The sequence below is a fragment of the Siminovitchia fordii DSM 16014 = CIP 108821 genome, from assembly GCF_000374565.1.
GTDB classification, from domain to species: domain Bacteria; phylum Bacillota; class Bacilli; order Bacillales; family Bacillaceae_C; genus Siminovitchia; species Siminovitchia fordii.
Genome location: NZ_KB894719.1, coordinates 1 through 26,903, shown reverse-complemented (window position 1 = coordinate 26,903; position 26,903 = coordinate 1). Strand labels below are relative to the sequence as shown.

Sequence of the window (26,903 nt, the reverse complement as noted above, 5' to 3'; positions counted from 1 at the left end):
ATAAGCAAGGAGCTGAGCTCCTATTTCAAGTGCTTAATTTGTGTTACGAACGGCGAAGTGTAATCGTTACGACAAATCTTCAGTTCGGACAGTGGAATCATATATTCGGAGATCCGATCTTGACGGAAGCGTTTATTGATCGCTTAATTCATTACTCACATTTACTGGTGTTCAATCGAGAAAGTTTTCGACACAAAGAATCATTACTCAATCATTAAAAAAGGGATGTTGGCAAGTAGCTACAATTTTAACTGCCAAATCATACATATTCTACTTGCCAAATACAATTTTTGTTGCTATTTTGGTCTATAAGGACTTTTTAAATGAAAAGAAAAGGTATAAAAATATATAAAATCGATATAAAAACAAATCCACTTCTATGGTTAATAGAGGTGGATTTGTTTGTTGATATTTGATTTGCATACAAAATCTTCGGAAATGTTGGCGGTATCTATTGTAGGAATAAGGATTTTCAATCGTAGTATGTGAACTATCGTACTTAAAGTAACAGCTTTGGGAATGACCCCTTTGCATTTTGGTATCATGCTAACGTTTAACTTAAGTATTGGAACGATTACACCTCCAGTCGGTAACATTCTGTTTGTCGGCATCAAAGTGGCCCAAAGGAAACTGGAAAATGTCATGCCGCATCTCTTACGGTTTTATGCTCAGGGGAAAATTTAGTATACAGTCTTTTTTTATCCAGCTGCTCCCATGTATTTTTTGATATCAATGGCATTGGGCTCATTTTATTTACTTAATGATGGTAGGATAAGGTGATGTTAGAAAGCACTGGGAAATGATCACTTGGAAATTGGCCATTCCTCTGATCGTTTACGATTTCAATTTCATTCGTTATAAGGTTTCCTTTCCCAAGAATCCAGTCAATACGCTTGTCAGGTCCTCCACCAAAAGGATCATCAAAACCATTAAATGTTCCTAAGTCTTCATTTATTCTGTTCTCAGCTGTTTCCCATAAATCATCAAATTCTCCATCACTTGTTAAAATGTTGTGTGGAAGACTACCTGGTTTAGCATTGAAATCGCCTGTTAAAATAACCGGTAAATCTGGATCAAATTTTTTTGTTACTTTAAGAATAAAATCTGCACTTTTTTCCCTTGCATTGGCGGATTGATGATCAAAGTGTGTATTAACAAAATAGAACTGTTTGTTGCTTTGTTTATCAAGAAACTTTACCCAAGTAACCATCCTTGGAACCTTATTTCCCCATGTTTTTGAACCAACGATATCTGGTGTATCGGATAACCAAAAACGGTCATGCTCCAATATCCTGTAATTCTGTTCTTTATAAGAAATAGCAGAGTGTTCTCCACCATTTCCACCAATCCATTTATAATGAGGTAAATGATTTTTGAGATCTTGCAGTTGCGCTTTTGACACCTCTTGTGTCCCAATGATATCAGGTTCCTTCTTGTTGATCAGTCTTTTAATGGCGGGAAGCCTTTCTTCCCAAGTATGCGGCGAGGGATCATTGCTATGTTTGTTTCTTACATTAAAAGTCATTGCTTTTACATTTACCGACACCCATTGTTTTTTGTTCTCTGCAGCCACCCCGGTTAAAGTTCCCGGGAACAAGCCGCTTAGCATAATGAGTAATCCGGCTACTGCTAACATTAGAGTTTTTAGCACTTTCTTCAATCTTGATCCTCCTCGTTACATGATGTGATGGAAGAAAGCGAAATTCTTTTCAATGGGGATATTACTTAACCAGCTATAGCTAAATGATCACCCCTTTGGTTTTATTCTTCTAAGAACCAAATGATCATATTGATCGCTTATCCCGCTGTAAATGAAAACTTTAGATGAATCGGAGTAGCTTAGGCGGGAGATCAACTGACCGTAAAAGCCCGATTCGTTCAACTAACAATCAGTGAGGGATGAATGAAGTTTCACTTTATTATCCCTTTTGTTCAGAAATCCTATTCAATGAAATGGCTGTGATTACTAAATAGGCATGAAACAAATCACCATTAATATGATGAAGAAAAAAAGAAGAGGGTGAACAAGGACAATCCCGTCCTCCATCAGCCTCCCCATTCACCTAAATATCTCCCCACGAATCATCTTAAACACTCTACTCGGCTGCCTCTCCAATAACTCGAGCGGCAATCGCTGTCGTACCTCTTCTCCGTGCAAATACTTGGATTTCTCGCACTTCCCGATCAAGCACCACAGCGTCATGCCCAATCTGATAGGCTTGAATCTTCTGCGCGCGATCCACATACGATTCATCCAATTCCGTGTGCACCTTGGTAGTAAGCCTCCTGAGCATTCTCCACAGTTTGAGCTCTTCCCCCAGTGTCATAAAAAGCTCCGGCAATTCTTTTGCCTGCATTAAGATTTGCTTCGTCGTCAGCATATAATGCTGGATGCCGTAACCCACCGGACGGATCGTCCCCTCTAATGTCCTCCATCGATCCACGAACAGTCGTACCGAGGATTCTCCTCGAGATTGATTCATGATTTCCACATCAATAATTTCGCCATAAAACTGGATGCCGTTCTCAGCACCTGTTTGACTTGCAGCTTCCTGCGTAACATACAATGCTAGGTACGTTGCCTTTTGCCATGCCCCTTTTAAGCGATTGGCTTGGATTTCGAAATATCTTCCTCTCTTGAACTGCAGATAATCGTTCGCGGTTTTCACCGATCCCACCAGCACCTTCTCATCCAACTGGGATTCCCAATAAGAGATGGAGCCTTGCGGCAGGATGCCCTCTTTATCTTTTCAGAAAAGGACGGGAAACCTTCCTACAGTTCCGCAAAAACCGGATATCATGTTGGAGATTGAGAAAAAGGTTAGAGGGCTATTTAACCCTTGTTTTAGGGTTAAAATGTAGGTCCTGAAATGGTTGAATGACAAACGGAGGGTTTTTTATAACATATTTTTCACTAAAAATGGCATTGACTTTACCCTCCGAATACCCAAAATAATCCTGCTATTATTAAACCGACGTATCCTATGCCCGAAAACCAAAATCCTTTTCTAAGAACTTTATATTTCATCGTAGCAGTGTTAGATAAAAAGTAGTTCTGTTCAATCACTTTTTCTAACAAGTCTTCTTTCTTAATATTGATTATTTCTCTCACGTAATCCTCTTTATCCATGGAACTAACATTTTCCCAAAATATTAGTCCTTTTGAATTCTTTGCAGAGGTTCTTGGATATACTACCAATACAGCAAAAAATATAGCAACCAATAGTAACATACATGATATCAAAGTAAAAAAATATTTTGTCTCAACCAAATTGTTGGTGAGATAGTTAAAGAGGATTCTAATAATTAATCCATTAATCGTAATAATTGCAAGTGCTTTTGCATCAGCAAATTTAATATAATCATTTAGGTATGAGTTATGGTGCTTAGCAAAATCTCCTTTATCCATACTTTCACTCACTTTCCGGTACACCTAGTCTTCTAAAATCCCTTATTTCATCATTTATAAATAAACCAAACTTATCTTTGGCAATTAGATTACCATTATGATTATATATATAACACTCCATAAAATGGAGGCCAGTATATGCTGTTGACTGTTCACAAACATATTCACCTTCAGATTGTTCCATATAATATTCAAGACCACTTTCGGATTGTTCGGCCTCAGTTCCATAATTAACTACTTTCCATTTAATGTTTCCAATTGGCATTGAAGCATAATTAACTAATTCAAATCTTAACTGCATTCCTTTTTCTAGAGAACAACTACTTTGGTAATGCCTTTTATAAGGCTCATCCTCTTTCTGCCTTACACTACAGATTAACTCAAAATCAGTTGGAGAACTATAGATTTGGCCCTTACTTTTTGATTTTGGTAGGGACGAAAATGAGTCAAGATACTTTTCCCAATTAAAAACCCTCATTTGATAATACGCATATAAATTTGTATCATTTAGTACATATTTATCTTCTACTGTTTCACCATTTTCAATACGAGTTTTTACATCAAAGAAGTTATCAGATAAGTCAAGGTATTTGTAAACATTTTCACCAATCATAATCTTATTTCTTGGTGATTGACTTTGTAATTTTGCTGCTAAATCTGTATGAATACTAGTTGAGGTTACTTCTGTAACATTACCAATACCGTATTCTGACCATAATACCTCGCTGTCATCACCTATATCAATTCCAATTCTAATTCTTAGAGGTGGTAAATCATTTTCTTCAAAAAATTTGCTCAATGTATGCTTATTATATGATTGCATTAAAGATGCAGCACTTAAAGCATTTATAAGTGCGTCACTTTTCTTCATTGCCTTATGCCCAAAATAAGCAAAAACAGCATCTCCTTGCAGACGATGTATGTGACCATCAAATGCTTGAAATAATTCAATGGCTGTAGATAATATAGCATTCTTATATAACCTTACCGTAGATAGTGGAAATTTTAGTCCTAATTTTGTTGAACCAGATATATCTAGGAATAAGGAGCAAATATACTGGTGATGAGGTAGTGTCGTTGAGTCCGCAAAATCTGGGTGGGTACCAATAGAACTGGAAAAAACACTACTTTCCTTCCCAAAAAGACTTCTCAATTGCTCAATAGGTGGACGTACTTGCTCAACATCATGGATTTTTGCTAATTTTTCAAAAACAGAAAACTGTTGCGATTTATAAATTATTTCTATTGGAATCTTAGAAGCAAATAATCTATCAAAAATATCATTTAATTGGCTCATATATAACTCCCCTTTAATATCTGTAACAACATAATTATACTATTTATTACCAATGTGATAGCGGCCATCAGATGAGCTATACTTCTTCTTTGGACCCGGTTGGCGCACCACGGAGATTCTTTCATGAAGCGCGTCATACAGCTAAGGTCGCGCCCCTTTCAGGAATTTCCCCTAATCTGCGTGACCGTCTTGTGCCCATCGCTCAGGATGATGCCATGCATGATGGAAATCAGATAGTTGGTCTGCGGTAGTTAAAGGCAAAGCCCCAGGAAAAAAACGAACTTGACGATAGAAGAATAGAAGGATAACATAACCGTAAGAAATCTCCTTTTCTCGGGATTTTGGTTTGGTGTGGTTACCTTCCAATTCCACGATTAAAGGGATGTCACTCTTATTTTCAGGAACTTTTCAATACTAGACATCTTGCGACATTTATTTCGACAAGATTTTTGCAAGACTCAAGTTAATCATTAAAAACATCTCCCAAGAACATTACATATATTATTAAGCACATTATCTGTCATGCTATTAGCATTTACTCAGGCACATACATCTTCTGCAGCGGCAACAGCGCCCTTACTTCGTTAGGCATATTTTCATACCATTTCACAACTAAATCAACCAATTCCTCTAAATCTACTAATCTTACAGAATTATGTTTAGCCACGGCTTCAGCTTGTGAAGTAAAACCGCCAGTTGAAACAAATAAACTATTTGCATCAATTGGATTTGCCCCAAGCAACTGTTGGATTTCTGGTGCTGATGCAGAAGATTTTCGATGTTTTACTTGCACCTTAATAATAGGCTTTTCAAATCCAAAGGCATCTTTATAGGCTAATACATCCACCCCACCATCGGGACCTTTAGGACTAACTTGGACATTGTAATCCATAGCCTGTAAAAGTCCCCCAACTAATTCTTGCATTTGCCATGGGTCAAGTTTATCGACCTTGTCTTGCACCATAACTAAAGCTCTATTAACCAGCTCTTCTATTATTTCGCTTTCTTCCACTTCATTAGTTTCATCCAATTCAACAAAAGGATACTCTAATAACTTTTCAAATTCGTTTCCCCAATTATCAACACGAAATACTGTTAATACCGAACCTAAGCTATTTTTAGCTGCTTGTGATAATAAATCTCTTTTAACAGTAGTCCCTTCCCAATCAACTCTTATATTATTAGGGTACGCAGGATCACCAACCGTTTCATTATAGAAGTGTCCTTCAGTTACCGTTCCTACCAGATATTCTCTAATTTCTTTAGAATAAGTGATAACTCTATCACCCTTCTTTATTTCTCTACTGAAACGCCATACTTGATTAATCCAGCTCCTTCTAGTACTCGGTTTATTTTCAGCAAATACATTATCTGCGATAATAAACATTTCCTCTTTTGAACTGTATTTTCTTGGATCACCTAATTTTGGCCATCCAATAGAAGCAATACCTTTGTCCTTCCAAATTGGAATTAATTCATTATTATCTCCCGCACGTATCATCCACCATCTCTTCATTGTTTAATTCCTCCTTTAAACAAACATCAAATCCTAATTTAATTGATGCTCTGTAAAAAGTACGCGGCTCTTAATCACTTTTTACATCAGTTCTTGTTGCTCATATGTAGTCAAGTAGTTCTGGATATCACATAAGGTTGGGGAACCTTCGCTATTTCAATTTCGAGGTACAGTTTCTAATTATAGAAAATATATCGTCCACTTAAAGAGTTGAAATTGAGCATCTGACCTGTTAGCCAGATGCTCACATTGGACAGAATCTCATTATAGAACCCGCCGAAACTTTTTACTTCACATATTCTCCGCCATCAACTCCGCCTGCTTCACCACAGTCTCCACTGCCATCTTTTGCAAATCAGGTGGATACCCATATTTCTTTAATAGTCTGCGTACAGTAATCCGCATTTTCGCTCGCGCTGATTCCCGCAAGTTCCAGTCGATGCTCATATTCTCTTTGATTGCCTTTGTTAGTTCGTGTGCGATGACTTTCAATATATCGTCACCCAATACTTGTTCGGCTGTTTCATGGGACGCGAGTGCGTCATAAAAAGCCACTTCTTCTTTGATCATGCCCGTGTTTTCTCCGGCTTTGTACGACTCGTTCATTTCTTTCGCCAGTTCGATCAGTTCTTCAATGACTTTTGATGTTTCTATGGCCCGTTTGTTGTATTTATTAATAGCTGCGTTGAGCATATCCGTGAATTTCTTCGCTTTTACCAAATTATTACGTTGAACATTCTTTACTTTTCCTTGTAGCAACCGGTTCAACAATTCAACAGCTAAGTTCTTTTGCGGTAATGCCCGGACTTCATCCAAGAATTGATCTGACAAAATCGAAATATCAGGATTTTCAAGTCCTAATGAATCGTAGATGTCAATGACTTCATCAGAAATAACTGATTTGGAGATTAATTGATTTAACTGAGCATCAATTTGTGTAGATGTCTTCTTTTGACCTTCCACAGGAATTAATTTCACTAATCCTGCTTTTACCGCTTTGAAGAATCCAATTTCTGCATTTAATTCCTGTGCTTCTTGCTCTGTTGCACATAGAGCAAATGCCTTAGCAAGTTCCGTAACGACTTGCATAAACCTTTTCTTCTCTTCTTCACCTAGTCCAATAATAAAATCCATAGTTTCCGTGATTGCTTTCATTCGCTCAGAAGGTTTATCCGAATGGAAAGCATCGTAATCATGCTTATATAGCATTTCCTGAATGATTTCGAATTTCTCTAGCATCAAATCAACAGCGAGCGAAGTATCAATACCGGTATTTTCCCGGTCACTGTCCGTATACTGTTTTAATGCTTCTTTTAGGCTATCCGCAATCCCGATATAATCGACAATTAACCCTCCCGGCTTGTCCCGGAACACTCGGTTGACACGCGCAATCGCTTGCATTAAGTTATGTCCGCGCATCGGTTTGTCAATATACATCGTGCTCATTGAAGGTACGTCAAACCCGGTGAGCCACATATCGCGCACAATAACAATTTGTAGTTCATCGTTGATATCTTTCATGCGACGCGCTAAATTATCACGCCGCTTTTTGTTCCCAATAAACGGCTGCCAATATTCTGGGTCACTGGACGATCCTGTCATGACAATCTTAATAACTCCTTTGTCATCCTTATCTGAATGCCATTCTGGGCGTAACTTGATAATCGCCTGATATAAATCAATGGCAATCCTACGGCTCATGACAACAATCATTGCCTTCCCAAACATCGCTTCTTTTCTGGCTTCAAAATGCTTTACCACGTCTTCTGCTAATCGCATCACTCGCTGCTCTGCCCCGGCCAACGCTTCCAAGCGTGACCACTTAGACTTCAGCCGTTCCCTGTCGGATTGCTCTTGGAATTCGGTGATTTCATCATATTCCGCATCCAAGTCAAGTCCTTCCGGCAAATTGAGTGGGATGATCCGGCTCTCATAATAGATTTTCACCGTTGCCCCATCTTCCACCGCCCGAGTCATGTCATAAATATCGATATAATCCCCAAAGACAGCAGGTGTATTTTTATCAGTTGACTCAACAGGCGTACCGGTAAATCCAATAAATGAAGCGTTCGGTAGGGCATCCCGCATATACTTCGCATAGCCATATTTCGTGAACAAGTCATTTGCTAATTTCGTCACCTGTGCACCAAACCCATATTGAGTCCGATGTGCTTCATCTGCCATGACAATGACATTATGACGTGTTGTGAGAGCTTTCATTTCAGTAGTTCCTTCTTCAGGCGCAAACTTTTGCATGGTGGTAAAAATAATACCGCCTGACTCAACGGACAAAAGTTTTTTCAAATCAGCTCTACTATCTGCTTGCTTCGGTGTTTGGCGTAGCAAATCACTTGAAATCGAGAACGTGTTAAATAACTGATCATCCAAGTCGTTTCGATCAGTCAAGACGACAATCGTAGGGTTATTCATGGAAAGTACCAATTTCCCTGTATAAAACACCATTGACAAACTTTTTCCTGATCCTTGTGTATGCCAAATAACCCCGATTTTTCGGTCTCCTGATTCAGAGGCTGCCCGCTTTGCTTCTTCCACGGCCTTATTCACCGCATAGTACTGGTGATAAGCTGCCAAAATTTTAAATGTCTTTTCACCATCTGTTTGGAAGACAATAAAATGGCGTAGCAAATCAAGAAACACAGCAGGTTGAAACATCCCTTGAATCAATACTTCAAGCTGCGGCATTGTAGATGGGGCTATTGTTTCCCCATCCACCGTACGCCACATCATAAAACGTTCTTCGTTCGCCGTAAGTGAACCTGCCCGTGCGTTTACCCCATCACTCGTTACGAGAAAAGCATTAAATTGAAACAGCGTGGGAATTGTCTGTTTATACGTTTGAAGCTGATGATAAGCTTCTGTAATCCCAACCTTTTCATCCGTCGAGCTTTTCAACTCCATCACAACTAGTGGTAGCCCGTTGACAAAAACAACAACATCTGGCCTTTTATTGTGATTACCTTCAATTACTGTAAATTGATTTATTGCAAGAAAATTATTATTGTGCGGATTGTCAAAATCAAACAACCACAACTTCTCCACTGTATTTCTACCATCGGACGTACGAACTTCCACGTCTACCCCATCCGTCACAAATTTGTGGAATGTCCGGTTATTGATGACGAGATTTGGTGACTGCACCATCGCAACAAGCTGAACAGCGCGTTTGATCGTGTCTATGGTAGCTTGAGGATTAATCTTTCGTAACGCATCTTCCAAACGTCCGTTCAACACGACATCAGCGTAGTGATCGCGCTCTGGATACTCTCCGTCCGCTGCAATAGTCGGCCCATCTTTTATTTCATATCCAAGATTGGCAAGCCACTCAAGTGCGGCTTGCTCCAAGTCATCCTCATGAAACTGGTACATGCTCTATCACCTCGGTTTCGTCAGGTAGTTCAATTTCTCCGGAGAGGAGTTTTGGGAGAAGGGTGTCTCGTAAATTAATTAAACTCTGTGTTTGCTCACGTAATAATAAGACTTTATTTAGTAAGGGTGATATAAGCGCTTCAAATTCCTTTGTTTTCCCTTCATCATAAGGGAATTTATATGCTATAGCAGTGGTAGGGTTTACTCTTTGTCTACTATTTGTTGACCCAGTAGCATTGTTTTTTAAATATATTGTAAAATCACTAGAAGCAATCAAGCAGTGAACAAAGGCTCTATTGTTCAGATCTGACGTATCCAAAACTACGAACTCTGTAGAGCAGACATTAGGGATACCATCTTTTATTTTCGGTAACCAAATTCGTGGTGTGCTTGGATTCATTTTTGAAAACATCAACGAATAATTATTAATATAATATTTATTGCTTTTTATTGTATCGCTTCGCTCAACACTATAAAATTTTTGTTGATCAAAAGCTGGTAAACTAAAATGAGCTACTTCTTGGGGCTCAACTTTTTTTGGATTAAATGTCTGTTTTGAATGTTTCACAATCTGCTCTAGTTGAGACACATGCCATCCTTTTGGGATCATCCCTAACTCACTCTCCACCATCTCCCCACCACTCGATTTGTATGGTTCCCCGTTTTCATTCGGAAACTCAAAATCGACAAACCAGCGTTTAAAAATAGTTTGGGCGAGTTCTTCGAGGTTTGAAATAATACTATCATTTAGATTAATTTTTAAGTCAATGCTTTTTAGCATTTCGGTAATCTTTTTTTGTTCGTTCATAGGTGGCACGGGTACTTTAATTTTTTTTAATGTACTAACAGGCCTTGATATTGCTGGCACCCCAGTTTGGGACGTATTTATCAACAGTCTATGTTGGCCAATCCTTGACTTAAAAAAATAATATAAGTAAAGTGGCAATATCTTATCTTTGTCTAGACTCAGTTTCATTTGACTCTGTGATACTATATATCTATTAAACTTAGAATCTTCATGTATATATCCTATTTGTCCTAGAGTCCCTCTGTGTGTAAAAACGATATCTCCCTTAACAGCCAAGCTACTACGTAATTCCTCAGCCTTTTCTTCTGTTAAGTAGCTAAAACCACTTTCGTTTAGCCACCCTTTAGTCAAGTTTTGACCTTTAATAACGGGAACTCCGAATTCAACAAAATTATCAGTTTTTATCCTTGAGCCAAAAGGGCCCATTGCAATAGCATTTTTATCAGTTGCTGCTAATTTTTCAATTTCCAATTCTGGCCATTTAAACGCCATATCCAATTCCCTCCAACATATTGCGGATTTTGTTTTCGAGTTCCTTGGATCTTTTAAATTGTTCCGCTAGCACAGTTGTCAATCGCTCCATTTTTTCTTCAAACGGCTCGTTGTCTTCTTCCATCTCTTCAAGTCCAACGTAGCGGCCTGGTGTGAGAATGTATTCATTTTTACGTACATCATCTAGGGCTGCTGCTTTGCAGAACCCTGCTACGTCTTCGTATGTTTGCTCGTTCGTTCCGCGCCATGCGTGGTAGACATCTGCAATTTTCTTAATATCATCAGCAGAAAACTCTTTTAACGTACGCGTTGCCATATGACCGAGCTTCCGTGCGTCGATAAAGAGGATTTCTCCACTTCGCTCACGTTTTCCATTGCGCCCTTTATTGTTCGTTATAAACCATAAGCAGACCGGAATTTGCGTAGAATAGAACAGTTGACCAGGCAAAGTGACGATACACTCAACTAAGTCGTTCTCAATGAGATTTTTTCGAATTTCTAGTTCTGCTGTTGTGCTCGTGGACATAGAACCATTCGCCAATACAAAACCAGCTGTACCTGAAGGAGCTAACTTTGAGATAATGTGTTGAATCCAAGCATAGTTCGCATTGCCAACAGGTGGTGTACCGTAATTCCAACGGACATCTTCTTTTAATTTCTCCCCGCCCCAGTCGCTAATATTAAACGGCGGATTTGCCAAAATAAAGTCCGCCTTTAGACCTTTGTGCAGGTCGTTATGGAAAGTATCTGCATTGTGTTCACCCAAGTTCCCGTCAATACCACGAATTGCCAAGTTCATTTTAGCCAAACGCCATGTTGTTGGGTTAGATTCTTGACCATAAATTGCGATATCGCCAAGTTTTCCTTGATGTTCTTCTACGAACTTTTCACTCTGGACAAACATGCCACCTGATCCACAGCAAGGGTCATATACTCGCCCTTTATAAGGTTCAAGCATTTCAACTAATAGTTTAACGACTGACATCGGCGTGTAGAACTCCCCCCCACCTTTTCCTTCAGCGCTTGCAAACTTGGAAAGGAAATATTCATATACTCGCCCCAATACATCTTTTGAACGGCTTTCTTTGTCCCCAATCTTAAATGAAAACAAGTCAATCGTTTCTCCTAGACGTGTTTTATCGAGAGCTGGCCGTGCATAGTCTTTCGGCAAAACGCCGCGGAGCGATTTGTTCTCCTTTTCGATTGCAATCATTGCATTATCAATGATTTGCCCGATTTCCGGTTTTTTGGCATTTTCTTTGATAAAGGACCAACGTGCTTCTTTTGGAACCCAGAAAATATTTTCAGCTAAATATTCATCCTTATCTTCCGGATCTGCCCACTCATCCTCTTGCAGTTCTGCATATTTCTCCTCGAACGAATCCGAAACATATTTCAAAAACAGTAAGCCTAATACAACATTCTTATACTCTGAAGCGTCCATGCTCCCACGCAACTTATCAGCCATTAACCATAAGTTTTCTTCAAACCCTATATTTGCAGTCGTCATAATTTTTCCCTACCTTTTCTAGTCACTCTTACTCTATGTAATTAAGTAGTCCTATTACAATAATACCAACGCCTTGTAAACTTGTCACAAGAAAATGACAATTTTTTGGAAATGTTACTAGAAACTGATATTCTTCTATGAAAACTTGTAATCTTTTGTTTTGTCACTCTAAAAAAGGGTTACAAACTTTAATCGTCACTTTGGTCCGTTTGAAATCTTTACCCTTTATTTTTAATTGATATTAATGGCTTCGTTGCTTGTAATTAATAACCACACATAAAAGTATTATTCTTAAAAATCCTTGGTTTAAAACTCTTGTCATCTCTAATAAGCAAAAGTATTTCCTAAGGGAAACTTTTGGGTATTCCACATCGCGTTCCGATTTTTCTCCTTAGCTTCTAATGGTTTTAAAAAGGAGATACACTTATATACCATTGGTTGGATGGTAAAGTATATGGGGGAAACCATAAAGAGACTAAGATTGAGGAATCAACTCTCACAGGACGATCTTGCGTGGCGTTCTTCTCTTGATAGGAAGACGATAAACAAACTGAGACCAACCAGCAGGAGCCGCTCGCCAGCACCATTAGTGCTGTTGCTTCCGCTTTTGAATTGGATCCATCTGAGTTTATAAAAGAAGTTGTAGATGATATACTTCGTGAAAAAGAGTCATAAAAAAATACAATCCATATTAAGGTTTAGTCACTTGCACCACTTGACCACCGAACAAAATTTAGAGAGGAGCATCAACCTTGAAAATTCATTGCCCGATATGTAGAAATGTCTTCCAAGAAACAGACGTCGTGTTACTGGACATCATCAACACCTTTATCCATGTACATTGTTATACAGGGCCCTATGATCTAATTACTGATAAAGGTACGTATAAAGAGCTTTCTGAAAAGTATTCATTTCTTCAGGAATTTGTACATTGATCAGCAAGTTAGTATAAAGGGAGGCATTTAGCCGTTCAGTAGCCTCCTCTTCTTGGCAATGCCAAACATCTTTCGGAAGAATGAATGGCGCCACAGTCCCTACGCTTTTTGCCCCCATTTGCCTGCAGGCTAAAAGAGCATCTTCAACATCATAGATTTTCTTTGCAAGAGCATGCGCTTTCAAGAGTTTCATACATCTCCAAACATCCCACATTCTTTGTCAAAGGTGAGCCTGATGGTACCAATGGGGTCGTTCCGCTGTTTCGCCAGGATCACCTCTACAACGTTCAGTTGATCCGTGTCTTTTCGGTAATAATCCTCACGATACAAAAAAGCAATCACATCTGCATCCTGTTCGATTTGCCCGCTTTCCCGAAGATCAGGAAGGATCGGCCGTTTATCCTGCCGGCTCTCCACTCCTCTACTAAGCTGGGAAAGAGCTGCAACTGCCACTTGGCATTCCCTTGCTAGCAGCTTAAGCATCCGGCTGATTTCGCTAATTTCAGCCTGACGGTTCGATCTATGCTTGGCATCTCCAGCAATGAGCTGCAAATAATCAATGATGACAAGGAACCTTTTTTCTTTACCGTATTCTCGTCGAAGTTTCCGCACCTTGGCCCACATATATCCTATATCCATCCCCGGCTTGTCGAAAATATGCAAGTTTGCCTCAGATAACATCCCCATGGCGCCCGTCAGCTTCGTCCAATCGTCCTCCTCGAAACGGCGGCGGGGATTTCTCATTTTCACCGAGCTGATATTTCCGGCCAGGCCGACCGCCCTTTTCAGCAGCTGGTTCTTGGCCATTTCCAATGAGAAAATAATTACAACATCCTGCCGTGCCGCCGTCAAAGCCAGATTTAAAGCAAATGCCGTTTTGCCCATGCTCGGCCGTGCCCCGATGACAATCAGCTCCGACTCCTGCAGCCCGCCCGTCAGGCGGTCCCAATGTTTAAAGCCGGAAGAAATGCCGGTCACCTCGCCTTGATCCTTTCCGGACTCCTCATAAAGATCGATAAGGCCGGAAGAGATATCGCCCAGTTCCTCGTCGACCAGCCCCTCTTCAAGCGTAACCAGATCCTCAATACCGTTTTTTAGCACAGTGGAAATCTCTTCTCCCTGTACTCCTTCTTGGATACGACTTGCGACTATCATCGCTTGTCTTTTTTGGTTATACTCCTGGATCAGCCTCTCATAATGCCTGACATTAGCGGTTGTATATACACGGGCGGCCAGGTCCGTCACATAGCTGATGCCGCCGGCACTCTCCACGTTGTCCAGGCCGACTTCCTCGATGACGGACACCGGGTCGATAGGCTCCTCTTTTTTACACAAACGCTGAATCGCCGCAAAAAGCACCCGTAATCTGGACATATAGAGTTGCTCAGGCTTGATGGTACTTTCTTTTGCCAGATCCCCATCCAGCAGCAGTGCTCCCACAAAGGCTTCCTCCACTTCCCTGCTGTAAAGCGGCCTCTCCTCCATCAAGATTCTCCTCTGCCTATCCCTAAAATGGTCCGAACCTTCTCCAACTCCCTCTGTATCACTTCGCGGCTTGCAGGCTTTTCTTTCCCGGCAGTGATACTTGCCGTTTCTTCCGGGCCAGGAACCACCCGCGCTTCTAGCGGTTTCTTAAGCAAATCGGCAATCTTCGGAGTGTACACCGATGCCGACACATGCGCTTGGAGTGCGGCTTCCAACTCCTCCAGATTGTAGTTCTTCAGCACTTCATGCCACGAATCTAGCTTTTTCTGATCCAGCTCAAATTGTTCGTAGTACACCGCAATCCTAGCCATCAGCGAAAACGTCTCCCGCTTAGTCATCAAGATTAAACTCCTCCTCCCGCCACACCTTTTTTTCCGGCTTCTGGTTTAAATAGGACTCAAATTTCGTTCCAAACAACGTCTCCGGACGCAAATACTTCCTCCAATACGGATCGTGAAGCCATTCCGCTGTTTTCAGGTCGATCACTTTTTTCATATCCTGCAAGGTAAACCCTTCATTCCAGCGTGCACGGATCAGCTCCTGTGTCCGCCTTGTGCTCGGCTTATAGGCAGACCCCGTCTTTGCATTCAAGTATTCAACGACCTCGGAAAAAGGAATATGTATTTTCTCTGTTGTAGTCTCTGTAGTAATCTCTGGTATTGGTTTGGTCAAACTGACCTGCTCAGGCGCTCGAACTGACCCGCTCACCATCCCACCCGGAGCAGGGAGGTGTCCATCTTGATCACCTACAGCTAACTCATCCAATTTTTCATAGTCCAGAGTGTACCATTTCGTCTGGTCCATCCTGGACTGATTGAACATCGCGGACAGCACCAATCCCTTCTTCTCCAGCGAATTGATCGTGCGTCTCAGCGTGCTCTCCGACCAGAACGGTAGCTGCTCATGCCACTTGCTGTATGTGTTATACACCCACTTTCGCCCGTCCTTAATATGTGTGCTTTTCATCACCCAATAATGCATCTGTTGCAACACCACCGCTTCGTTCACTCCGAGCTTCACAGCCAGTGACGGAATGATCATCACCGGATGCTCCTCAATCAACAATCTGCTCATCCAAACTTCCCCCTTTTTCGAAAAATCAGCAGTGATGAACTCCGGTTAGCCTCTTGCATCAGCCGCTATTGTCAACTTGTATATAGAGGGCTTCTTTGAAAAAGGACACCCTGAGGTCGAAAGATTTAAAAAACTTGCTCACTGTTGCTTAAAAGGATCGGGAGATTTCACATTGAAAAGAAAAAAACAAACTACATTCAGAACAGAAAACATGAACAAATCTATGATGATGTAGGCTCGAGTGCGAATTAATCAATTAAGGTCGACAATGAGGAGGCTGTCTATCATTACACACATGTAAAAATCATTGTTGTTCACCTTGTATACAGCAAAGATGGGTATAAAGGTACGGAACCCCTCATCCCCCTTAATAGATGCTGGTAAACTCCCTGCTTTTTCTTCATCTGTTCAAACAACTTCTTTACAGTTCCAACCCCAATCTCCCATATTTAGTAATTTACATAAATTTACTACTTGAGATATGCAATGAATAATCATACTATTTATAAATAACTGATAAAAAACTAAGGATGAATCAGGCTATTTGAGTATTTCAAGAGCATTGATTTTAAAAAGGGTGAATGTAAATGCTGGAAGATATAGCGCAAAAATTGGCGGTCTCCACTAGTGAGATTATAGGTTACGAGGTAATTATCACAAACGAGCAGTCAATCATTATAGGATCCAGTGATACCTCAAGACTTGGAGATTTTCACGAAGCTTCTATAAAAATAATTGAGACGGGAAAACCCAATCCTGATACTGTCAATATTAAATCCCTTGAAGGAACTAAACCTGGTTTTGCGTTGCCTATAGAGATTTTCGATAAAAATATCGGTTCGTTTGGCATCACAGGTAAGAGAAAAGAAGTAAGAAATTATGGTTACCTTTTGAAAAAATATATAGAAACAATGCTTTATCAAGAGATGTATTTGAAATCACATGTATTGCGTGAACAAGCTGTCGAAAACTTAATTCAAGAGATTTCAGTATTTGACTTAAATAAACATGATGAGAACTACTTGATTTTACGCGGGCGGGAACTTGGATACGACTTGCTGCCCCCACGAATAGCTATAATCATTGATCTTTACCAATTTAAAAAAATTACGAAACAAATATATAAAAAAACTGCAGATGAATTATCTCCTGAACTAGAAATTCAATTCCTTAAATTGGAAGTCATAGAAATCATGCAAAAAGTATTTAAGGATCAAGATGATTTGATAGCTCCCATCCAAGATGACAAATTTATCATCCTGTCTATGCTTCCCTCCAACCAAAACGAAAGTTCGATTATTAAAGATATAAAAATTAAATGCACCGAAATACTCCAACAGTTTGAAACGAAAGGATTATCAGCCTCCATCGGGATAGGAACAACAGGTGAGGGAATCGATGAATTAAATCAGTCTTACAAGGCTGCGCGGAGGGCTTTAAAATTAGGTAAAAGTTCAAAGGATTCTTCCCGGATTTACTATATGAATGACTTGATACTTGAGGATTTGTCAGCATGCGCTTATAAAAGTACTTCCAGGAAGTATATTCATAAATTGATGGCACCCTTAAAGGCACAAAGTGATTGGGAAGATTTGGCACAGACAATCTGTGCCTGGTGTGAGTCAGGATTTAATCAGAAAGATGCGGCGAACAAGTTATTCATTCATCGAAATACACTTAATTATCGCCTTAATAAAATATATGAGATTACAAAAGGGGAAACTAGAGATTTCAAGAAAATGCTTGTGCTTTATATGGGTATCTTAATGGAAAATATGCATAACGTATGAGTTTATGATTGTGCCTTAAGCACAAAAAAGGAAAATTTTTTTAAAAAATATTGGTCAATTAAAATAATGTTTTTTCAAGTCCCTGATAATAAAATTAAGTTAAGAATTCGGAATATTCCTAAGATGGATGTACAGGGAGAGTTGCTTATGAAGAAAGTAGTTATTATAGGGGGCGGAATTATTGGTTTGTCTTCGGCCTATTATTTAAAGAAAGCAGGAATGGATGTAACAATAATTGAAAAGGGAGAACTAGGGAAGGCTTGCTCGCAAGGCAACCAAGGGTGGGTATGTCCTGCCCTCCATGAACCTGTCCCGGCTCCCGGATTAATGACAGAGTCTTTTAAAATGCTTCTCCAAAAAGATAGCCCGCTTTACATCAAACCCACTGCAATGCCCCAGCTATCTAGTTGGTTATCTCAGTTTATGAAATTTTGTAATGAGCGCGATTTCAAAGCGGGAGAAGCTGCACTATTGACCCTCAGTCAGTCGACCCTCTCGTTATTCGATTCTCTTCAACACGAGGGAATTAAATTTGAATTGCATAGGAAAGGAATACTATTTGCCTTTCTTAGTCAAGAAAATCTCCAGAAAAAATTTAAAAGGTTTGAAGAGGTTGCACGTGTTTTTGGGCATGAACAGCCTGTGCTTAAAAATTCAGAAGAGATTCAGGAAATTGAACCATCTCTTTCGACTAGTGTCCAAGGCGGAATTTTATTAACTGAACAATATCATGTGCGTCCTGAGTCCTTAGCCCAAGGGATTATCAATAAACTGAAGGAAATGGGCGTTAATCTGTATGTAAATACAGAAGTGGTAGACCTCGAAAGAGAAGACGATAGAATTGTCTCAATTAAGACAAAGTCCGAATCTATCAAATCCGACTACTTTCTTTTGGCTGCAGGGGCATGGTCGGGAACATTAGCCAAAAAAATGAGTTACACCCTTCCATTAACTGGGGGCAAAGGGTACAGCATAACCATTCAGAACCCGTCTACCAAAATAAACCGTCCGTTATATCTTGGCGATTTAAAAACGGGGATTACTCCTTTTAATGAGGCGCTGAGAATGGGAGGGACAATGGAGTTATCAGGAATCAACACTACACTTGACAGAAAGCGCATTCAAGGGATTCGTTCGGCGGTCTCCAAGTATTTAAAGGAAGATATCAAAGGGGATAAAGAGGACGTGTGGGTAGGTATGAGACCGATGACTCCAGACGGGCTTCCTGTCTTGGGAAAGGTTCCCAAACTAAATAATATGTACATTGCCACGGGTCACGGGATGGTAGGGGTTGCCATGGCTCCTGCAACCGGAAAAATTCTCTCGGAACTGATTGTTTCAGGTGCAACTGAATTTAAGATCGCTCCCTTTGCTCCGAGCCGCTTTGGAGAAGGGGCAAAATTATATTCCTAAAGGGATTTGCAGATGCCCAATTTCATTGTGTTCTTATATCTCGCCTAATATCAGTATTCATTAGAAACTTCTTCAATATCACAGTTGTAATACCGTAGGTTATCAAAGGGGGAGACCTTTTATATTTTCCCCTTCTAGCCTCACTACGTTTAATTCTTCCCACAGCGTTATAGGGACGCAGAAACAAAGAACTGGAGGAATGGAGATGCAAATTAGTGGAATAGACCTTTCTTTGTTAATTATTTATCTACTGGGTACTTTATGGATCGGTTATTATTCAATGAAAAAAGTCTCTTCTTTTAGTGATTATTCAGTTGCGGATCGGTCGATGCCACTGTCATTAATTTTCGCCACCATTGCGGCTACTTTAGTAGGTGGTGGGGCAACTGTTGGACGAGTGGCATTTGTTTATGATACGGGCATTGTTGTTTTTCTTGCCCTTTTAGGAGTTGTCATCAGTCAGCTTCTAATCGGCTTTTTTGTCGCCCCCCGTATAAGTAAAATGAAAAACATTTTTACGATCGGGGATATCATGGAGTTTTATTTTGGACGTTCTGGACAAGTTATATCCAGTATCCTGGCATTTTTGTTCATGATAAGTATCTTTGGTGTTCAGGTTTTGGCCTTAGGACGTATTTTGGAGCCGGTCATCGGGTTGCCTTTTATTACTTTAACGATTATCGGGGCATTGGTTACCATTGCATACACCTGGGCAGGGGGGATGTTAGCGGTCATTTATACGGACGCTATGCAATTTATACTACTCACTGTTAGTATTGCAACTGCTGCCATAATTGGGGTTGTTAAAATGGGCGGTATGACAGAAGTAATTAATAAGGTGGAGGCCTTTGATCCGGAACACTTGGTCCTTTTTGGGGGACCATGGACAGTCGGTATGTTTATTTCAGCTTTCTTAAGTTTTCTATTAGGGGAGGCACTTGCGCCACATTATATACAGAGATATGCAGCATCTAAAACCGCAAATATTAGTAAATGGGGAACTGTTTATTTCGCACTCATGTATATTTTCCTTACCATTGTCATTATGGTCATCGGATTGATTGGACTTGTTGTATTTCCTGGAATGAATGGAGATGTGATATTCGTTACTTTTGCACAAGAATACTTGCCTATGGGTATAATCGGGTTGCTTTTCGGAGGACTACTTGCAGCGGTCATGTCAACGGGAAGCTCAATCTTAAATACGGCGGCTGTTATTTTTACAAGGGATATTTACGGTAAATATATAAATAAATCTGCTCCAGACAATGTCTTGTTGAAATGGACAAAATATACCACTTTGATCGTTGGATTTGGTGGTGTCATTGTCTCGTTATGGATACCCAGTGTTATGGGTTTAATGCTTTATGTGTTTCAATTATGGGCTCCATCGATTCTTCCTCCGATGGCCATTGCTATATTATGGGGAGGACATTCAGAGCGGAAAGTATCTCCATATGCTGGACCACCTGCAATCATTGCGGGTTTGCTTATCACAATTTTATGGTTGAATGTTTTGGAAGAGCCGTTTGGGATTCCAGCGATTGTCGTGGGGATTGTCACTAATCTAGTTGTTTTTGGAATTACTCATATCATGACGAAGAATAAGATTCCTCCCCATACTTTAGAAAAAACAGATGAATTAAATCTAAAAATCGACTAAAAAGGAGGAAGAAAAATGAGTGGATGGGATCTTCTCTTTTATTTCTCAGTTGGTGTTTGTTATTTTGCGGCAGGAGCAGTTTTAGTCGGCTGGATCAGATATGGAATGAAAAAGTAATAACATAGGGTCATGTCATTGAGCTTAGTTTTACACGTGAGACCGAAGTGGGATGGTTAGGTATGTGTCCAATGACACCACATGCTCTCCTAGCTTTTGGACAGGTGCGCCTATTTGACAAAGCGCTTTTGTTGCAACTGGTCATGGCATATAAGGGGTGCCAAGTCATTTTACCCTCTACGCTTTCAAAAGGGATTGAAAGGGCGATCTACTTTATGAAAAACCATTATAGTGTAATTGTTATCGGGGCTGGTTCAGTTGGAATGGCAGCTGGATATTATTTATCTAAGAATGGGATTGACACATTATTACTTGATGCCTTTGACCCTCCTCATGGAAAAGGAAGTCACCACGGGGAAACTCGATTAATTCGCCATGCGACTGCTGAAGGTGGACATTATGTTGAACTTGCTCTGAAAGCACAGGAACTCTGGAATCAGCTAGAAAAGGAAACAAACAAAACATTATTTATTCCAACTGGCGTGCTAATGGTGGGAGAATGCTATTCGTCATTTATTGATGAAACCTTAAAAAGTGCTAAAGAGTATTCTTTACCTTTAGAGACACTACATGCCGCTGAAATTCAGAAAAGATGGCCTGGTTTTTCAATTCCCGATCATTTTGTCGGTTATTTTGAGCCGTCCTCTGGTACTCTTCTAAATGAGGAATGTATAAGAGCTTTCAGACAAGAAGGATTAAAACGTAATATTACCTTACAGACAAATACAAAAGTGAACAGTATAGATTTTGTTTCTAGCGGGGCTATTGTCAAAACAGAAGAAAATACTTATTATGCAGACCAGGTGATTATTTGTGCGGGAGCTTGGACAGGGAAAGTTCTTTCTTCATTGGGCTTACCGTTAGAACCTGTGCGTAAAACTTTTGGATGGTTTGAATCGAATGATTCTGTTTTTCAATACCCAATGTTACCTTGCTTTTATTTTAGCTTAAAAGATGAAAGGTATTACGGCTTCCCCGATATCAACGGAAGTGGAGTAAAGGTTGGTCGAAATGATTCTGAGAGAAAGATAGACCCGGATTTAATGAGTCAGGATTTCAACAAGTATCCTAGTGATGAAGGAGATTTGAGAAGTTTTTTAGAAAGATTCTTACCCGGAGCGGCAGGCAAATTGAAACAAGGGAAAGCTTGTATGATTACAAAGACCCCTGATATGGACTTTATCGTAGACCATCATCCTAAATTTCCGCATGTAAAAATTGCTGGTGGTTTTTCGGGGCATGGCTTTAAGTATAGTAGTGTTTTGGGAAAAATACTAAGTCAGCTTGTCATTGATGGTCATACCGAATATGATATTTCGAAATTTTCAATTTCTAGACCTGCTTTAGCCATCGTTTAGAGTATTTTCTTAAACGTTTCCAATACTTTAGTCAGTGTCAAGTAGATATGCCAAAGGTATACTATATGGTGAATTTATTACAAGTTATTTAGTCATAGAAGATACACAGGAGAATCGATGAATTGGGAATAAAGAAAACTTAACTGTTGTTTTTACCATTGACATTGGAGTGAATAAAAATTTCTAACCTTACCCTTTAAATACTAATCAAACGTTTGACTTAAAGCCGGGTGCCACTGATACATGTTTATCCGCTTTACGCGTTGGAAAGGAATCGCTCATCGCACCCTTATTGATCGGGAAAGAAAGATAAGGTAAGGCAAAATAATTAGAAACTAATAAAAAACTGATGAATCCAAGGGGTATCAGCACTCGCGACCATACATTTAGCCGGGTTCCCTTCAAAGTGAGACTGGCACCAAAAAAATAATCCACCTGATCCGCTTTGAAGTGCCCCCAAACATACTAACATTAGTAGTACAAAACCAGGCCATGGTTTTGTACTACTATTTCTTTATAGTAGAAGTGAAGAAAAGCCGTTCTAACTTTAGGATATTTGGGATATAGATGTAAACATTAAACTATTCTTAGTTTATCATTCACAGCACTCTCACTTACACAGTTTAGTTTACAGTCACAAGTTAGATCTAATGGGTAAATACTTAGTATCAAGTAGATATTGAAGTCTTTTACAAATGATTTCAACCTCGTACTTACCTATTAGTTGGAATGGTGCAATTTCTGACACTAGCTCATCGACTAACTCTTTAACATTCATATTATTATTTTGGAGGACCTCTCTAGTCTTTTTTAAAAAAAGCGTTAAAAAGTATCTGTTTCTAAAAATGTCTTCATAAGAATAATCATTTAACTTCAAAATATAAAACTTACATAAGTCTTCTCCAAAATATTTATCAATTACGTAATATATTTTTTCAAAACAAGATAGACTTTCTCTACTTTCCAATTTATTATTCTCTACTATAAAAATGTCCTTCCAACTCATATAATTAAAATCTCTAACCTTTAAAAATTTTTGAGATCCATCAAATATAGCCTTTAGCACATCTTTAATATAGGGTTCATTCATTGAATCCGGATAAGTAGAAACTGTATCCAAAAGTTTCCTTTCAATCTCCATTAGTGCTTGACGATCGTTTTCCTCTACTAATTCAAGTCCATTGGAAGGTAAATAAAGGTATTGATAATTAGATAAACATTGTTGAACTAACAGAACTTTAAGCAAGGGCAAGTTTCTATCGCGTATTTGAATTAGGAATGCATAAGTTAAATTATTGTTCTTCGTATCGAATAACCATTGACTTTTTTCAAAAGTGAATCTATGCCCTATCTGAGTATCATCAGAAATTATTTTTGAAACTTTTTTCGAAAACGCCCTATAATCATCATACATATCCAAATTCATCAGTAATTCTTTATATAAATCAATATTTGCATCCCATTCTCCTTTTCCTGGATAAAACAGTTGATATAAAATGTAAGCCATTCTATACTCTTTATCCAAGGTGTTTATTAATAGTTTAAATTTCTCTTTTTCACTTTTACTAAACCTTTTTGTTACATTGCCGAATGTATTAATCAAAAAATCGAAAATATATTTAGAATGTACTTCTTTAACTATTTCACCTGATTCCTTCAAATCTATTATCGTTTCAATCTTTACTAAAGCGTTTTTCTCCTCAAAATAGTTTTCCAAAAGTTTTATATATATAGCTTTTAAAAAATTTCTGAAATACTCATTTGTTTTATCTTCTTTATAATAAATAATCTTCCAAGTAATTTCTTTATTTATTATTCTAAGTAACTTATGTAAACCACCCGTCGTGTCTACTTTTTTAAACAGCTCATAAAACAACATGTTATGCAATGAATATTCTGATTCTCTACTATATATAGCCGTATTGTCATTGCCTGTAAAGTCTTTAATAACAGCTGCTTCATCAGTTTTAATTAATCTATCTAAGAAAAATAAATCATTCTTATAAAATGAGAGGAGCTCATCAAATTTAAGATTAGCAGTAATAAGATAATTTAATTTTTTTAATAAAAATTTTTTATAATGTGCATTAACAAATTCCCTATTAATTTTCTTTAGTTTATTAACGGTTTCTTCATATATTGTTGATTGAAACACTTTTTCATAAAAGGGCATCAGTTCATTTTTCTTTATATTTTCTAAATCCTCATTTAGTGCAAAGAAAAAAACAGAGTCACGATTATAAAAATCATGTATAAAATAATCTCTATATTGAGTCTCTATACCTTCCTCAATACTTCTTTTCAGAAAATAATCATCGTTTTCTTTTATTGAGAGAATTAATCTAATCGCTCTTAAACTATTAATAATTAAAAAGACATATATGACCAGTAAATAAACGACAGATGTTTGCCATATACCTATTAATATATCTGCAAAATCATAAAAGTAGTTTGAATAAATAACCACAGGAAGTAAGATTAAAAAAAATAGCATTGCTTTAAATGAAAAATTATTAACAAGGATATTCCATCCAATACCATTGATTAATTTATTTGCTTTACTTCTTCCTAAATATATGTCATTTTTATCGAACCCCACCAAAAATTGGAGAAACCCAAAATAAATTCCATATATCCCTAAGATAGAGAAAGAAAAAGTTAACGCATCCACAATATCGAATTCCTTGATAGAATATATTAACCAATTATGATGCAGTTGCACTTTTGTTAAAAAAATAATTATGCCAATAGAAACAATGTTTCCAAAAAAATATGAATACCTCGATAACCTCTTAAAGAAACTGACCTTTGTAAGATAATATTTAATTTCCCAGATTACTCTTTTTAATAAAGGAATTACAACAACAAATAACAAAATATACAGAAGCCAATCCATTATAATCCCCTTTACTGTATTGCTAGCAAATTAATGAATACACAAAATATCACAGAAAAAAGCAACAATTACTTACGGAATTTCAAAAATACAGCCTATAAATTCTTTATTTATCGATCCTCAAAAAATGAAGCATCTAAAGAAGTTAAATGAAATTTTTCTTAATAATAGTATAAATGAGTTAATTTCATAATCCCGAGCCCTTGGGGCTCAAGGCTTTCAAGACGTAAAAAAATAGGCACCTCCCCAAATCCTGTATAATGTAAGTTACCACACAAACATAACAGACTGGAGAGATGCCCTATGTCCATTATACGTCAACCAAGCCTATTTGACATGCATGAATTATATGAGTTGGAACCTACCCACCACTTTGAGGCTGTTTTTTCGACAATCGATCTGAATCCTTTTTGGAATCTTTTCGATAAACCAAAAAAAGTAGGTGCCCCAAGAGAACTGAATTATGGTGCCATGGTCTATTCACTTATCGCTCGTGTGGTGGAGCGTATCGTGACAATCAAGGACCTAATCAAACGGTTAAAACGTGACCCGGTTTTTCGATATGACTGTGGGTTTCTTCACTCGGACCAAATTCCATCTGAAGCCTCCTATTCAAGGATGATTACTGTCATCAGCGAATCAAATGTGATGACACATATCCATGATGAACTGATTCTACTTGCCATCAACGAGGGGCATATCAGCGATGAAAACATCGCCTTCGATGCCACGCATTTTGAGGCAAGAGATCGTGCGCAAGCCTCCAAAAAGAAAGAAAAGCAGACACCGAAAAAGCGCGGACGCAAGCCGAAGGTGGAACGAGAGCAATGGTTAAAGGAAAAACAGGCTGCCGAAAACGCACGCCCGATTTATGAGAAAGAGATTGTTCACCAGCTATCCGAATCAGTGGAAACGTTGTATAAAGAAGCTCCCATCGAACCAAAATGGGGAATCAAGAAAAACAGTGATGGGAAAAATACCTTCTGGTTTGGTTATAAAGGACATTTAGCCGTCAGCACAAAGAGTCAATACATTCTAACGGGTATAATGACGTCAGGAAATCTCAATGATGGGAAGGCAGCCATCCCATTATTGAAGAAAATTGATCGGGATCTTCCAGCTTTATTTACCGCCGGTCTTTTCGATGCAGGTTATGATTATGAGCCCATATATCAGCAATTAATCAATCAGAATCTACAGGCTGTCATCCCATATAACCAGCGCAATGAAAGGGAAGTAGTTGGATACGATGAACATTTCGCACCTACATGCGTCCGGGAACATTCTTATCGTTACGACAGCTTCGACCAGAAGTACAAGACACTGAAATACACACGTCCAAAAGAATGTACAGTTTGCCCATTGCGACTCGATTCCCTTTGTCAAATGACCTTTAAGATCAGGCAATCGACGGATATCCGCAAGTACACACATCCAGCTAGAGGTTCGAAAAAGTGGAATGAACTTTACAAGGAACGCACAGCTGTTGAACGGGTTAATGCGTACTTAAAGGAATTCTTTGGACTCAATAATGTCCGTCATCGGACCGGTAAGAAAGCCAGGCTTCACTTCCAATTGGTGACGCTTGTTTACAATGCCTCAAAATTAGCCGCAGACCGGATCAGACTAGAAATGGAGCAACATTCGTTAAAAACAGCGTGATTAAATCGCAATACCTTTTTAAAAAAACATTAAAAAACATCGTAGGGTAACTCAACCCATTTTCAAAAACGTCAATTATGAAATCGATTCA

General features: G+C 38.8%; 20 protein-coding genes. 7 read left to right on the top strand and 13 right to left on the bottom strand.

Annotated features, from left to right (window positions below; translation table 11 throughout):
- Together C509_RS25820 and C509_RS25815 are read left to right on the top strand one after the other, a co-directional pair.
- On the top strand, positions 1-218 hold a 218-nt coding region (locus tag C509_RS25820; protein WP_018709005.1), incomplete at its 5' end, for an ATP-binding protein.
- Positions 219-513: 295 nt separating this feature from the next.
- Positions 514-684: a TRAP transporter large permease subunit gene (locus C509_RS25815; protein ID WP_342664534.1), complete on the top strand. Its 171-nt coding sequence runs from the start codon at positions 514-516 to the stop codon at positions 682-684.
- A gap of 73 nt (positions 685-757) precedes the next feature.
- Here C509_RS25815 and C509_RS0122230 read toward each other — a convergent pair whose 3' ends face one another.
- The 12 genes from C509_RS0122230 to C509_RS0122165 all read right to left on the bottom strand — a co-directional run bounded on the left by C509_RS0122230 (position 758) and on the right by C509_RS0122165 (position 15,913).
- The gene (locus C509_RS0122230) at positions 758-1,651 is read right to left on the bottom strand and encodes an endonuclease/exonuclease/phosphatase family protein (RefSeq protein WP_245542524.1); all 894 of its coding nucleotides are present in this window, start codon (positions 1,649-1,651) and stop codon (positions 758-760) included.
- A 445-nt stretch (positions 1,652-2,096) separates the two neighbouring features.
- Positions 2,097-2,696 (bottom strand): hypothetical protein, encoded by a 600-nt coding sequence (locus C509_RS0122220; RefSeq protein WP_154654485.1) that lies wholly within the window; start codon positions 2,694-2,696, stop codon positions 2,097-2,099.
- 236 nt (positions 2,697-2,932) lie between these two features.
- On the bottom strand, positions 2,933-3,421 hold the full coding sequence (locus C509_RS0122210; RefSeq protein WP_018709146.1) for a Pycsar system effector family protein: 489 nt from the start codon (positions 3,419-3,421) through the stop codon (positions 2,933-2,935).
- A complete protein-coding gene (locus tag C509_RS0122205; RefSeq protein ID WP_018709145.1) occupies positions 3,414-4,706 on the bottom strand; it encodes an adenylate/guanylate cyclase domain-containing protein in 1,293 nt (430 codons plus the stop codon). Before C509_RS0122205 ends, C509_RS0122210 begins: the two co-directional genes overlap by 8 nt.
- Positions 4,707-5,241: 535 nt before the next feature.
- Positions 5,242-6,222 carry a restriction endonuclease gene (locus C509_RS0122200; RefSeq protein ID WP_018709144.1) on the bottom strand — a complete coding sequence of 327 codons (981 nt, stop codon included), beginning with the start codon at positions 6,220-6,222 and terminating at the stop codon, positions 5,242-5,244.
- Positions 6,223-6,513: 291 nt separating this feature from the next.
- The gene (locus C509_RS0122195; RefSeq protein WP_018709143.1) at positions 6,514-9,609 is read right to left on the bottom strand and encodes a type I restriction endonuclease subunit R; all 3,096 of its coding nucleotides are present in this window, start codon (positions 9,607-9,609) and stop codon (positions 6,514-6,516) included.
- Positions 9,593-10,909, bottom strand: a complete 1,317-nt coding sequence (locus tag C509_RS24470) for a restriction endonuclease subunit S (protein ID WP_018709142.1) — start codon at positions 10,907-10,909, stop codon at positions 9,593-9,595. The genes C509_RS0122195 and C509_RS24470 overlap by 17 nt, the downstream gene beginning before the upstream one ends.
- Positions 10,899-12,419 carry a class I SAM-dependent DNA methyltransferase gene (locus C509_RS0122185; RefSeq protein ID WP_018709141.1) on the bottom strand — a complete coding sequence of 507 codons (1,521 nt, stop codon included), beginning with the start codon at positions 12,417-12,419 and terminating at the stop codon, positions 10,899-10,901. Before C509_RS0122185 ends, C509_RS24470 begins: the two co-directional genes overlap by 11 nt.
- A gap of 867 nt (positions 12,420-13,286) precedes the next feature.
- A complete protein-coding gene (locus C509_RS26295) occupies positions 13,287-13,547 on the bottom strand; it encodes a hypothetical protein (RefSeq protein ID WP_018709140.1) in 261 nt (86 codons plus the stop codon).
- Positions 13,544-14,839, bottom strand: a complete 1,296-nt coding sequence (gene dnaB / locus C509_RS0122175) for a replicative DNA helicase (protein WP_018709139.1) — start codon at positions 14,837-14,839, stop codon at positions 13,544-13,546. Before dnaB ends, C509_RS26295 begins: the two co-directional genes overlap by 4 nt.
- The gene (locus C509_RS0122170; protein WP_245542522.1) at positions 14,839-15,150 is read right to left on the bottom strand and encodes a hypothetical protein; all 312 of its coding nucleotides are present in this window, start codon (positions 15,148-15,150) and stop codon (positions 14,839-14,841) included. The genes dnaB and C509_RS0122170 overlap by 1 nt, the downstream gene beginning before the upstream one ends.
- A 19-nt stretch (positions 15,151-15,169) precedes the next feature.
- On the bottom strand, positions 15,170-15,913 hold the full coding sequence (locus tag C509_RS0122165) for a conserved phage C-terminal domain-containing protein (RefSeq protein ID WP_018709137.1): 744 nt from the start codon (positions 15,911-15,913) through the stop codon (positions 15,170-15,172).
- 587 nt (positions 15,914-16,500) lie between these two features.
- Between C509_RS0122165 and C509_RS0122160 the strand changes: the two genes are divergently transcribed.
- The 4 genes from C509_RS0122160 to solA all read left to right on the top strand — a co-directional run bounded on the left by C509_RS0122160 (position 16,501) and on the right by solA (position 22,254).
- A complete protein-coding gene (locus C509_RS0122160; protein WP_018709136.1) occupies positions 16,501-17,703 on the top strand; it encodes a CdaR family transcriptional regulator in 1,203 nt (400 codons plus the stop codon).
- A 123-nt stretch (positions 17,704-17,826) separates the two neighbouring features.
- Entirely contained in the window at positions 17,827-19,116 is a 1,290-nt protein-coding gene (locus tag C509_RS0122155) for an NAD(P)/FAD-dependent oxidoreductase (RefSeq protein WP_425423172.1), read from the top strand.
- 205 nt (positions 19,117-19,321) lie between these two features.
- Positions 19,322-20,779, top strand: a complete 1,458-nt coding sequence (locus C509_RS0122150; RefSeq protein ID WP_018709134.1) for a sodium:solute symporter family protein — start codon at positions 19,322-19,324, stop codon at positions 20,777-20,779.
- A gap of 179 nt (positions 20,780-20,958) precedes the next feature.
- Positions 20,959-22,254, top strand: a complete 1,296-nt coding sequence (gene solA / locus C509_RS0122140) for an N-methyl-L-tryptophan oxidase (RefSeq protein WP_018709132.1) — start codon at positions 20,959-20,961, stop codon at positions 22,252-22,254.
- Between the two features lie 634 nt (positions 22,255-22,888).
- Here solA and C509_RS0122135 read toward each other — a convergent pair.
- On the bottom strand, positions 22,889-25,150 hold the full coding sequence (locus tag C509_RS0122135) for a hypothetical protein (RefSeq protein WP_018709131.1): 2,262 nt from the start codon (positions 25,148-25,150) through the stop codon (positions 22,889-22,891).
- A 303-nt stretch (positions 25,151-25,453) separates the two neighbouring features.
- Between C509_RS0122135 and C509_RS0122130 the strand changes: the two genes are divergently transcribed.
- On the top strand, positions 25,454-26,812 hold the full coding sequence (locus C509_RS0122130) for an IS1182 family transposase (RefSeq protein ID WP_018705594.1): 1,359 nt from the start codon (positions 25,454-25,456) through the stop codon (positions 26,810-26,812).
- The last annotated feature ends 91 nt before the right edge of the window (positions 26,813-26,903 follow it).